This window comes from Maridesulfovibrio bastinii DSM 16055, assembly GCF_000429985.1.
GTDB classification, from domain to species: Bacteria; Desulfobacterota; Desulfovibrionia; order Desulfovibrionales; family Desulfovibrionaceae; genus Maridesulfovibrio; species Maridesulfovibrio bastinii.
Genome location: NZ_KE387014.1, coordinates 73562 through 85644, shown reverse-complemented (window position 1 = coordinate 85644; position 12083 = coordinate 73562). Strand labels below are relative to the sequence as shown.

The 12083-nt window shown below is 43.8% G+C and carries 13 protein-coding genes; all 13 read left to right on the top strand.

Translation table 11 applies throughout. The annotated features are described in order from the left end of the window. Positions 1–202 precede the first annotated feature (202 nt). The 13 genes from thiC to G496_RS0114755 all read left to right on the top strand — a co-directional run bounded on the left by thiC (position 203) and on the right by G496_RS0114755 (position 12082). The gene (gene thiC / locus G496_RS0114815) at positions 203–1468 is read left to right on the top strand and encodes a phosphomethylpyrimidine synthase ThiC (RefSeq protein WP_027179953.1); all 1266 of its coding nucleotides are present in this window, start codon (positions 203–205) and stop codon (positions 1466–1468) included. 106 nt (positions 1469–1574) lie between these two features. Beyond that, entirely contained in the window at positions 1575–2234 is a 660-nt protein-coding gene (trhA, locus tag G496_RS0114810) for a PAQR family membrane homeostasis protein TrhA (protein ID WP_027179952.1), read from the top strand. Positions 2235–2246: 12 nt separating this feature from the next. Next, entirely contained in the window at positions 2247–3032 is a 786-nt protein-coding gene (locus G496_RS0114805) for a sterol desaturase family protein (protein WP_034633488.1), read from the top strand. A 159-nt stretch (positions 3033–3191) separates the two neighbouring features. Beyond that, positions 3192–3536: a hypothetical protein gene (locus G496_RS0114800; RefSeq protein WP_034633485.1), complete on the top strand. Its 345-nt coding sequence runs from the start codon at positions 3192–3194 to the stop codon at positions 3534–3536. Next, entirely contained in the window at positions 3517–4230 is a 714-nt protein-coding gene (locus G496_RS20700; RefSeq protein WP_051295081.1) for a hypothetical protein, read from the top strand. Before G496_RS0114800 ends, G496_RS20700 begins: the two co-directional genes overlap by 20 nt. 129 nt (positions 4231–4359) lie before the next feature. Further along, complete coding sequence (locus G496_RS0114790; protein WP_027179949.1) at positions 4360–5322, top strand: major capsid protein; 963 nt, start codon at positions 4360–4362, stop codon at positions 5320–5322. A 72-nt stretch (positions 5323–5394) separates the two neighbouring features. Continuing rightward, positions 5395–5787, top strand: a complete 393-nt coding sequence (locus G496_RS0114785) for a Bbp16 family capsid cement protein (protein WP_027179948.1) — start codon at positions 5395–5397, stop codon at positions 5785–5787. 62 nt (positions 5788–5849) lie between these two features. After that, complete coding sequence (locus G496_RS0114780) at positions 5850–6443, top strand: phage connector family protein (RefSeq protein WP_027179947.1); 594 nt, start codon at positions 5850–5852, stop codon at positions 6441–6443. Between the two features lie 3 nt (positions 6444–6446). Then, positions 6447–8531 (top strand): phage tail protein, encoded by a 2085-nt coding sequence (locus G496_RS0114775; RefSeq protein WP_027179946.1) that lies wholly within the window; start codon positions 6447–6449, stop codon positions 8529–8531. Further along, the gene (locus G496_RS0114770; RefSeq protein WP_027179945.1) at positions 8528–9019 is read left to right on the top strand and encodes a hypothetical protein; all 492 of its coding nucleotides are present in this window, start codon (positions 8528–8530) and stop codon (positions 9017–9019) included. Before G496_RS0114775 ends, G496_RS0114770 begins: the two co-directional genes overlap by 4 nt. Positions 9020–9030: 11 nt before the next feature. Continuing rightward, positions 9031–9558, top strand: coding sequence for a hypothetical protein (locus G496_RS0114765; RefSeq protein WP_027179944.1), 528 nt, complete (start codon positions 9031–9033; stop codon positions 9556–9558). Positions 9559–9650: 92 nt separating this feature from the next. Next, complete coding sequence (locus G496_RS0114760; RefSeq protein WP_027179943.1) at positions 9651–11852, top strand: hypothetical protein; 2202 nt, start codon at positions 9651–9653, stop codon at positions 11850–11852. Next, positions 11852–12082 carry a hypothetical protein gene (locus G496_RS0114755; protein WP_027179942.1) on the top strand — a complete coding sequence of 77 codons (231 nt, stop codon included), beginning with the start codon at positions 11852–11854 and terminating at the stop codon, positions 12080–12082. Before G496_RS0114760 ends, G496_RS0114755 begins: the two co-directional genes overlap by 1 nt. Position 12083: the final 1 nt, after the last annotated feature.

The following is a 12083-nucleotide window of genomic DNA, read 5'->3' as shown; positions in this document are numbered from 1 at the left end:
TAATTCAAAATTGAAGATTATCATTTTACAATGATTTGACAGGATAAATATTCTTTAAATATTTAAAATGAATATGGCGTGATTATGTTTTCAATTAAAATGTCTCATTGTCCCTTGTTACATTTTGCGCTATAGATTCCGTAAAAATTATTTTTTCCAAAAAAACGAGTGCAAACCCGTAAAACAATTACAAGGAAAACTGATGCTTTCTAAGAATGCTGCGCTGAAAAAAATATTTGATGCCGGAATTTCTGATCTTGAGAAATTCGAGGAGCTTTCGCAGTCCAGAATTTTACAGGGAATTGAAGACGGAACCATGGTTCTGCTCGGTAACCCAAATCATCCAAACGTAACTCCCACTCTTATCGGTCAACCCGCTAAAGTTAAGGTCAATGCTAATATCGGAACATCTCCTTTCAAAAATGATGTTGAAAAAGAGATGAAAAAGCTTGAAGCCGCTCAGGGTGCAGGAGCACATGCGGTTATGGACCTTTCAACTGCCGGTGATCTGGATAAGATTCGTACTGATATGCTGACCAAATGTCCTCTGCCTCTCGGTACTGTGCCCATTTATGCAATGGCTCAGCAGTATGTGGCCCGGGACGAAGACCCGGCTGGTTTTACCATAGAGGAGCTGCTCAAAGAGATAGAGAAGGAAGCTGAACAGGGTGTTGATTTCATGACCCTGCATTGCGGCCTTACCCGTCGCGGTGCCGAGTGGGCAACATCAGGTGATCGTGTGCTTGGTATTGTTTCCCGTGGTGGTTCTATTCTGGCCCGCTGGATGCGTGACCATGATGCTGAAAATCCGCTGCTCACCAATTATGAAAGAATTCTGGAAATATGCCTCAAGCATAACGTAACCATCAGTCTTGGTGACGGTCTCAGACCCGGAGCCGGAGCAGATGCCGGAGACGCCGCACAGTGGGAAGAAGTTCTCATGCTTGGTGAACTTGCAAAACGCTCAAGGGAATACGGTGTTCAGACCATGATCGAAGGTCCGGGACATGTTCCCCTTAACCTTGTTGAGTCCCAGATTCGCGGAATCAAAAAAGCCACCCATAACGCTCCGCTTTATGTACTCGGACCTCTGGTGACTGACAGTGCTCCCGGATATGACCATATCGCAGGTGCTATCGGCGGAGCTGTTGCCGTAATGAACGGTGTTGATTTTCTCTGCTACCTGACCCCTGCTGAACATCTTACCCTTCCTGAGATTGATGATGTCTGGAATGGTGTTAAGGCTTCACTCGTTGCTGCTCAGTGCGGTGAAGTAGGTATGTGTCGCGAAAGTGCTGTCAACCGTGACTATGAAATGTCCAAAGCCCGCATGGCTCTTGACTGGGATCGCATTGCTGAGCTTGCAATTGATCCTGCTCTGGCATGCAATCGCAGAAAAGATCATAAAGATGAAAAAGAATGCGCTATGTGCGGAAAATTCTGCGCTGTAAGGATGCTTTCGGAATAATTGATTTAAATCTTAATGATTTTAAATATGGCCCTGCCGCACCCTGACTGGTGTGGCAGGGCTTTTTTGGTTATAAGATTTATATAAAAAAGTGCAGGTAGAAATTATGTTGAAATATGTGCGTGACCCCATGAGTGGTCTGACCCATTTTATAGGTTTTCTTCTAGCAATAACCGGTCTTGTTTTTTTACTCTTAAGGGCTGTGAATCCTGTCAGGGTTCCCCTTGTAGTAACTTTTTCCGTTTTTGGCGGATTCATGATTCTGCTGTTTCTGGCCAGTACTCTCTATCACTGGCTGCCGCTTTCGGAAAAAGGTGTAAGATGTCTGCGTAGAATCGATCATTGCATGATCTTTTTATACATAGCGGCAACTTACACTCCTATATGTGTAATTGCCCTAAATGGCGGATGGGGTTGGTCTCTGTTCGGTTGTGTCTGGGGAATTGCTTTAGGTGGAGTTCTGCTGAAAATTTTCTGGCTTGGTGCTCCGCGCTGGATATCAACTTCCATATACCTCGGTATGGGCTGGCTGGTTGTTGTGGGTATATGGCCTCTGGTGCAGTCCTTACAGACCGGTGCACTCTTATGGCTTCTGGCAGGCGGGCTGATATATTCGGCAGGGGCAGTGATATACGCTTTGAAGAAACCTGATCCGTGGCCCGGTGTTTTCGGTTTTCATGAAATTTTTCATCTTTTTGTGATGGCCGGCAGTTTCTGTCATTTCTGGGTGATGTTTGAATATGTGGCAAAGTTGGGATGGAGCTAAAGGCGGGGGATAATGGAAGGCGACAATTACCGCTCTCTGTTTTTTATTTTGTCAGCTCTTGCAGTCTGTTGTGCTGAGCTTTTAGCTCCACGCAGAGATGGAAACAAAAGCAGGCTTAAACGCTGGCCGGTTAATTTTGGAATCGTTTTTATCGGGGCTCTGCTGTGCCGTATTGTCCTTCCTATTCTGCCAGTCGGGCTCGCGGTTGAATTGAATTCAAATCACTGGGGTGTGTTGCCAGCCTCACATATTGGAAGACCTTATGATTTTATCATCTCAATAGTTGTTTTTGATTTGGCAATATATTTTCAGCACCGGGCTTTTCATCATTTTAAAATATTATGGATGCTTCATCGTACACACCATGCTGACACGGTTTATGATTTTTCAACAGGTATAAGATTCCACCCCTTTGAAATTTTACTTTCAACTTTCTGGAAAATGCTGCTTGTTTTTATTCTCGGGCCACCAGCATCTGCTGTCCTTGTTTTTGAAATAATTCTCAATTCTCTGGCTATGTTTAATCATGCAAATTTTAAACTGCCTTTGAAGTTTGATTCATTCCTGCGACTTTTTATTGTTACACCGGACACACATCGAGTTCATCATTCTGTTTATTTCAAGGAGAATAACAGTAACTTCGGCTTTAATGTCCCTTGGTGGGACAGACTTTTTAAAACCTATATTCCGCAACCTGAAGACGGGCACGAGAATATGAAAATCGGGCTTAATATTTTTCGCTCTCCAGAATATTTTTCCTTTTATAAAGTTATTTTAACCCCATTCATCAAGCCATAATCCTTTTTTAAATTTAATTTTTAAATCTGAATCCGCTGTTTTCAGCGGATTTTTTTGTATTTCTTTCACTGGCGGACATGACTCGGCTGTTTCGTGTCCGCTGTAATTCGTATTCTCTTTTTCAGAGGGGGAGGGAAAGTTTATTTTAAGGGAGTGGAAATGAATGATTCAGGTTTTACAGATGAGGACAGCATTGAGGAAAAAGCTATTCTTGATCAGCAGAAGCTGGAAACAGAGCAGTTTCTGGGAGATGTGAGAAAAACTTTTGGTTCCGCTCATGGGAAAAGAATTTTTACCTTTTTGCTGGAACAGGGAATGGTTTCCAGTCCGCTTTATGGTGAAAGTTCAAAAATGATCCGGAATGTGGCTGTTCATGATTTTGTAATTGAAAATGTGCTTGGCCCGGTACTTACGGCTGATGAAGAAATTTATCTTTCAATAGTCAGGTCCAGAGCAGAGCAGTTAAGGAAAAAGGAGGATGATGATGGAAAAACGGTTAAGTAGCACCGAAGCTGCGGCTGATTCACAGATTCCAGCTGAAAGCGGTTACTCCGCGAACAATTCTCAAGCAGGGTCTGAGGGTAACCTTCAGGCAACAGATGTTTCTAAAAATGTTGAGGCTCCGCTTTCTAAAACGGACAGTGCCGCCGCTTCAAATGATGATACTGAGTCAGCAAAAAGTCTGCTCTCAGTTTCAGGAAAGAAAGGAGCTGATACGGAAACAGCTATTATGGTTATTCCTGACAGTCCTGACGGTTATGAATTTATTTACGCAAAAGAAGTAAGCATTGACCCTGAGCTTGAAGGCAGTTTCAAAGACTTTGCCCATCAGAATGGAATAAATGCCGATCTTGCTCAGAAACTGGTTGATTTCAATTGCGAATCTGTTCGCCTGCAACAAAACAGAATGGCTGAGCAGGGCCGAAAATGGGGTGATGAAGTTAAAAAAATGCCGGGCTGGCAGGGCCGGGCATTTAATGAAAAGTTAAATGTGGCACACACTGCTGTCGGCAGATTTGTACCTGATGAGGTTGCGGAACTGCTTGATGTAACAGGTTATGGAAATCATCCTGCGGTTGTGAAAATGTTTTATGAAATCGGTAAAAACATGTCTGAAGATCATTATGTTGATGCTCCTGCCGTGGTTTCCAAACGTGACCCCGCATCCATTCTGTATCCTAATCAGGGTTTGTACTGATCTGAAATAGCGCTTTTTTCAGGCTGTGCAGTTAGTTAACTTGAAATAAATTTTATGCCTTAAATTCAGAGTGCCTTGAGCGCCGTGGACCGAGAGTCTTTGAAAGACCGAAACTTATGGGGCTTATACATGGCAACACTTGGTAACACCGCTTACACTCTTTCGGACTGGGCAAACAGAATAGATCCTTCCGGATCTGTAAGAACAGTTGTTGAGCTGCTTTCGGAAACAAATGAAATTCTTCAGGATGCAGCATGGGTTGAGGGGAACCTTCCTACCGGACATAGAACTACTGTCCGCACTGATCTGCCTTCTGTCAGCTGGAGAAAACTCAATTATGGAATCAAACCCAGCAAGTCACGCACCAAACAGGTGGATGATGTCTGCGGTATGCTGGAATCTTATGCTGAAATAGACAAAGCTCTTGCTGATCTTAACGGCAATACCGCAACCTTCCGTATGTCCGAGGATCGTGCATTTCTGGAAGCTATGAATCAGGAATTCGCAGACACCTTTATTTATGGTGATACTGATCTTGAGCCGGAAAAATTCCTTGGCCTTGCTCCAAGGTTCAGCTCCGTTGAAAATGAGAATGTTATTGATTTCGGAGGAGCCGGAGACAGTTGTACTTCAATCTGGATTGTCTGCTGGTCTGATCAGACTGTTCATTTCACCTTTCCGAAAGGTTCAAGCGGTGGTGTCTCCCATAACGATCTTGGCGAAGTTACCTTGGAGGACAGCAACGGCGGACGTTATCAGGGTTACAGAACTCATTACAAATGGACTCCCGGTCTGGTGGTCCGCGACTGGCGCTATGTGGCCCGCATCGGTTCCATTGATACCGCTAATTTTGGTCAGGGATCAATCCGCAGGGCTTTGATAACCGGACTTAACAAAATACCCAACACCTCAATGGGCAAAACCGTCATCTACTGCAACAGATCCATTAAAACTCAGCTCGATATAGAAGCCTCAGATAAAAACGATACCATGCTCAGAACCGAAAGCTGGGAAGGCCGTCCTGTAACAACCTTCTGGGGCTTCCCCATTCGTTGTGTGGATGCTCTCCATAATACAGAAGTAGCAATCTAAATAAGTTGTTTTTATTCAGCAGAACAGCAGCTCTTTCACGTTTTTAAAAATATAAATTAATGGAGATATTTGATGTATATAGATTATGAAAACTGCTTTTGTGAAAAGCAGCCTATTGTTTCCAATGCCGTATCTACAAATGTCTTGAATGTCGGCAGGGATTGCGGCTGTGGTAATACCGTAAAGGTAAAGGTCATTGTTGACGGCGAAGATTTCGCCGGACTTTCCGGTCTTCGCGTGGCTCTTCAGGCTTCTGAGGATGATGATTTCTCTCTTTTTGAAACCCTGTATGAATCTGGATCAATTCCGGTTGCTTCACTTGTTCGTGGTTACACTTTTCCTCTGCCTTCACTGCCGGACAGGCATCCCGGATTTTTACGCCTTAATTTTACTGTCAGCGGGGGGGATGCAACCTCGGGAAAAGTCAGCGGTTATATCATCATGGATGACCAGACAAACCGTTAAGAAATGATAATGTGACGGTTTCGGTATTTATCCGAAACCGTCACGTATTTGAAAGGAGCTGTATGTCTGTTTCCGAAGTAACTATATGCAACCTCGCATTAAGGAAGCTTGGCGCAAAGCTGATAGAATCCCTTGATGATATCTCACAGGAAGCTTTGACCTGTAATCTGATGTACGGGCATGTGCGGGATACGGTCTTACGTGAGTATCCTTGGAATTTTGCAGCATCAAGATCAAGGCTGGCCAGACTTTCAGATAAACCTGTTTTCGGATTCCGTTTTCAGTATCAGAAACCCCCGGACTGTCTGCATATCAGGCAGCTCAATGAATCCGGTGATCCCTTTGTTGTTGAGGGAGACAGGGTGCTTACCAATAGTGATGAAGCCTATGCAGTTTATACCTCCCGTGTAATTAATCCGGCTTTGTTTGATCCATGCTTTGTTATGGCTTTTGCCGCACGGCTTGCAGCGGAAATAGCTGATGACATTACGGGGTCAAATTCAAGGGTCAAGGAAATGTGGACATTGTATCTTAATACCCTCCAATCTGCGAGGCTTGCTGATTCTTCAGAAGGACATGAGGATATTGTGTCCGATGAACCGTGGCTTGAGGCAAGAGGACTGCCTCAGGATAATTTTTTGAATCTATGGAGATAACAGATGCCGGTCCCGTTAATAATGACAAATTTCAGTGCCGGTGAACTTTCTCCCAGACTCGGGGGACGTGTTGATCTTGCAAAATATTCAAACGGTCTGAGTCTGCTGGAGAACATGTTTATACATCCGCATGGCGGAGCTTCACGGCGAAGTGGATTCCGTTTTATTCGTGAAGTCATAGGAAGGAATATTCTTTCCGGGACAATTGTTTTTGATTCCGACTCATGGAGTCTGGATAAGGGGTGGAGTGTTGTTCAAGGCTGCTTATCCTGTGATGGCTCTCAGGAGGATATGAGTCTTGCATCATGCCTCCTGCCGCTGGAAGAAAAGGTTTATGAGGCCGTGTTTGAAATCAGGGATTATGTGCAAGGCTCACTCTCTGTCTCATGCGGTAGTTTTCAAAGCCTGAATGTAGAATCTAACGGATCGTTCAGGGTGGAGTTTGAAGGAGGGTCCGATAAATTTGAATTAACTGCTGATCAGGATTTTTGTGGAGTTGTTTCAGGTCTTGAGCTGAGATGTCTTAATCCCAAAGTAAAACTAATTCCTTTTGAATTTTCAACTGAGCAGGCTTATGTCCTTGAATTTACAGATAAGAATATCCGTATTTACAAGGATGGCGGTATTGTTGTCGATGAAAATGATTGCCCTGTTGAAATAGAGTCACCGTATAGAAGCAGTGATCTGGAAAAGCTTCATTTTACCCAGTCTGCCGATGTCATGTACTTAGTACATCCTGAAGTTCAACCTTATAAGCTTTCCAGATCGTCACATGTGGATTGGGCTATGGAGATTGTTGAATTTCTCTCTCCACCCGAAGAATGGAACAGCACACTTGGCTATCCTTCATGTGTTACTTTTTTTGAAGAGAGACTTTGTTTTGCCGCCAGTCCCAAAAGACCGCAGACAATATGGATGAGCCGCAGTGGTAAATATGAAGATTTCGGAGTTTCAGAAGATGTAGTGGATGACGATGCCTGCACTTATACTCTGTCGGCCGATCAGGTTAATGCCATCTGCTGGATGGTGAGTTCCAAAAAGTTGATTATAGGTACTTCCGGCGGTGAATGGTGGCTTTCCGGTGGCTCCGGTAGTGATATGGTCACCCCGAATTCGGTTATGGTCAGGCGTGAGACTACCCATGGTTCCGCGCCTGTTACTCCTGTTGTTGTCGGTTCCATTATTCTGTTTCTGCAACGTGAAAAGAAAACAGTGCGCGAACTTTCGTATTCATTTGAAACTGATGGATACGTCGCTCCTGATCTGACCATCCTTGCCGAGCATCTGACCCGTACAAATTCCATTGTGCAATGGGCTTATCAGCAATGCCCTGATTCAATCGTCTGGATGGTTCGTGACGATGGTCTTCTTCTTGGAATGACATATCAGCGGGAACATGACGTTGTCGGATTTCATCATCATAAGACAAAGGGAAAATTTACTTCTGTCTGTGTGATTCCGGGGACTGGACAGGAAGAATTGTGGGTTTCGGTTACGAGAAAAATCAACGGGGTTGAGCGTTGTTATATTGAAAAAATGGAGGATGAGTTCAACGGAGTTGATTCTCGGCAGGCTTTTTTTGTTGATTCCGGATTATCTTATAATCATGAGTCTCCAGCCTGTGTTTTTTACGGATTGGATCATCTTGAAGGGAGCATGGTTTCCATTCTTGCCGACGGGGCGGTAAGGCCTGATCAGGTTGTTGAAAATGGAAGAATAAAACTTGATATACCCGCCTGTAATGTCAGTGCCGGACTCGCCTATACTTCGGATATGAAAACATTGCGCCTTGAGGGTGGCTCTTCATACGGAACAGCACAGGGGCAGTTGAAGAGAATATCCCATGTTATTGTCAGACTCTTTGAATCTTTAGGTTTTCAGGCCGGTTATGATGGGGAGCACCTGGAGCGCGCTCCTTTCAGGTCCTCTGCTGATAAACTTGGAAAAGCTCCGGGACTTTACAGTGGGGACTATGAGATCAAATTCAATCGCGGTTATGACCGGGACGGCCAGATTTTTATCCGTCAGGACCAACCTCTGCCGCTAACCGTTCTGGCTCTTATTCCCAAGGTTTCGGTGTTTCAATGATCAATTTTCAGGAATCCGTAACTGGAAAAATTAAAATCAGAATACCGGAACTGGAGGATATTGATCATATAATTTCAGAACTCAGAGCTTCTGATAAGCGTGATCTGGAGACAATAAGAGCGGATCAGCCCATCGCAGAAGTCATTTTTAATGATGTTATCCAGTCAAAGGTGGTCCTTTGCCTCTATGTGAATGATGCGCCGTGCCTTGTTTTCGGAATTATTCAGCTCTGTGACGGCGTTGGTGTTCCATGGATGGTTTCTTCAGCAGAAGTGGAAAATCACAGTATAAGTCTTGCCCGGATATCAAAACGGTTACTTAAGATTGTTCAATATGAATTTCCTGTTCTTGTAACTTGGATCAGCAAAGATAATCAGCGCAGTCTTTCATGGCATCGCTGGTGTGGTTTTCATTTTTCCGGGACACATAAAATCAGATCAGGTGTTTTTATTAAAGCCGTAAAAAAGGCGGAATCAGTTCAAAAATAAAGGAGGTAACGGTGGCTTCAGGTGTTTTCGGGGCATTGGGCATGGCTACTTATATAGGGACCTCGGCGGTGAATTATCTGAGCAGCACTGCCCGGATAGATCAGAATGCTGCATTGGCAAGACAGGCTGCCAATAATGCTCTGATTGAAGGGCAGTATCGGCAGCAGATAGGTTATAGGAATGCCGAGGCCATAAGGGTTAAAGCTGAGTCCAAAGTTGCTGATTTAAAACGGGAGCTTTACAGGGCCAAGCACAGTCTTGGGAATTATTCCGGTGTTTCATCTGATTCCGGATCTCTGCTGGATTCCAGAAATGCAATGGATCGTCAGGAAAAGATAGATGAAAAACTGATTCTTTATGATGCTGAAATCGATGCCGATAACAGTATTGAGCAGGGAGATCTGGCGTTATGGCGGGCTTCAGGAAGTTCTGGGATTTCTCTTAAACACAGCTACTACAACTCATATAACGGCAGTGTTGAAAGTGCCGGCTCCATGCTTACCGATGCGCAGAGACTCGGTTCCGGCTTGTTGCGATAACAACATTTTACTGTCCTTAATTTAAAAATTCAAACGACTACAATATAGGAATATCAGTTCCGTTTGGTAGACTGATTTCAAGGGGTTTTCAGATGACTGTAGTTTCCAATGCCAGTCCTGTTACATATGTTGGAGACGGTAAGCAGGACTTGTTTTTTTATTCTTTTAAAATTTTTAGCAGCAGTGAGATCGGGGCGGTTATCAGTGATGGCAGCAGTGAACAGACTGAATTGATTCATGGCTCAGATTTTCAAGTTGAATCCGGTATAGGGGATGAGTTTGGCGGGGTTATCCGTTATCCCATCAACGGTAAACCTTTGCCTGAGGGCAAAAAGATAACTTTATACCGGAAAATTGGATTCACTCAGGGGCTTGAACTTGTAGAGAACGATTCATTTTCAGCCGGGCTGCTTAATGAGGCCTTTGACAGATCTGTTATGCGTGATCAGCAGCTTCAGGAGCAACTTTCGAGAACTTTTATGTACGACATTTCAACTCCGGAAGAGGAGCGTTTGTCTCCGCAGCAGTTTCTGCAGGAGACTGTTAAGAATCGGGACAAGGTTGAAGCTGCTTTAAGTGAGTCATTACAGGCCCGTGATATTTCCAAGGCTTATAAAAAATCTGCTGGAGAATTCTGCCTTGCCGCGGAAGAGGCCAGAAAAGAGGCTGAAGCTGCCCGAGATTCAGCTCTGCGCATCGCAACTGAAAATTATACTATTGATCCGCCATTTCTGGTGGCAAGTTCTTCTGCTCCTGAAGGCCATGTGTATCCCGTGAAGATTATGAACTGGAATGACGGGCAGGATTATGTTGTCACTGTTTCAGGAGGCTCTTTTTCAAGAGTAGACTCCATTATTTTATGGACTCTGCCAAAAGTCGACGGAGATACGCTTCACAGGATTTATGTTTATACGACCAAAGCCGGGTATCTAAGATCAGCTGACAGTGAGTTTACTGTCAATGTGCTTGAAGTTCCTGTTCAAGACGGCCCCGTAATGGTTTTTGATGATGAATCCGGCTGGGATAATTTGACCGGAGATTGGAAAATAAATCCGCCTTCTCATAGTGTGAGTGCTGATAATGATAACCAGATTTTAAGTGCTCGAATGGAAATTAAGCAGATTTCAGGACGCATTGATCATGACAGGTACAGCCGTTTCGGTTTTAGTTCCGTAAGTCCGCTTAATGTCGGGGATAGCCTGATAACAGACTGCGGAGAGTGTTCTATTGATGGTTCATGGAAAGTAGGTGGTGAAGAGGTTAATTATCTTCCTGTTATGGATGATTTTACCCGCTGCGGCTTCAGTGTGACTTCTTCTACTGAAAACATCTATGGTCATGAAGTCTGGAAAATTTTTGATGGTCTTATTGATGAATCTGAGCAATCGGCTGATAAATTCCATTCTTTTCAGGCGGCAGTATTACCGGTGGCTATTACAATTTCCGGACCTTTTTTATACCCTATAACTAAGTATTCAATAACATCTAGAAAAATACTCTGGTCTGATCAGGAAACAGCTGACATTGTAGCTAAACGTGCTCCCCGCAATTTTACGTTATCCGGTTATAATGGAAATGAGTGGGTGGAGCTTGATTCTCAGCAAGAAATAAGTGGATGGGCAGCAGGGCATAGTAAGACGTTTAGTTTTAGTAATGACATAATTTATCAAAAATACCGGCTTGTAGTATCAGCAGTTGAAAATATGGGATCGGTACTTGATATAGGCATGCTTCAGCTTATTGCGGCTGACTCACCTAATATATCATATTACAGCTTTGCCTCCGCCGGTTTTGAAACAGCTCCGGAAACAGTTTTTAAGAAACAGGACGTTTTAATGAAGCTGGGATATGGGGCAACTGGAGAAAAAATCTATCCTGAAAAATCTCTGATGCTCGGTGAAGGCTCAACAACTTCAAAGATAGTAATAAAATCACCCGTATCAATGAAGAATATAATTTGTTTTCCCGGAGGATTTCATAATGAGCTTCTATGTGACGGGGTTGTTGTAAAAATTGTTTCTGCCGACGAAGTTGCTAATAATGACAGAACATTCAGCACTTCTGTTTTTCTGGAGCAGCCGCTTTCGTCAGTTCCTACTGAAATTGCTATTGCTGATCGTTTTACCGAAGTCCCGGAATCTTATAACTTTGCGGTGTCAGATGATAAACTCATAATTTCTACTAATGAAATAGCACTCCCAGCGGATACAGCTATAAGAAGACTGGCAATGGAAATTCTTGCTCCTGCTGAAAAGTTTGAATCCGGTAAAATATTTATTAAGGAGAAACCATAATGGGCTTAACGAAGCATATTGTTGAAAGAAAAGCAGGAGTATGTATTCACCGTGAGGTTCCAGAAGTCCGTTCTGCAGAACAGTTTCTGACCTGCAAAGTCAGTTCTGATACTCGGACAGCTTTTCGTAATGTCTGCGTAAATGGCGGAGCAGGCCCGGAAGACTATAGACGATGTTTTTCAGCTCTGCTGGGTAAGGACGTGGTGGATGAAATTTTGCTAGAGTCTTAGC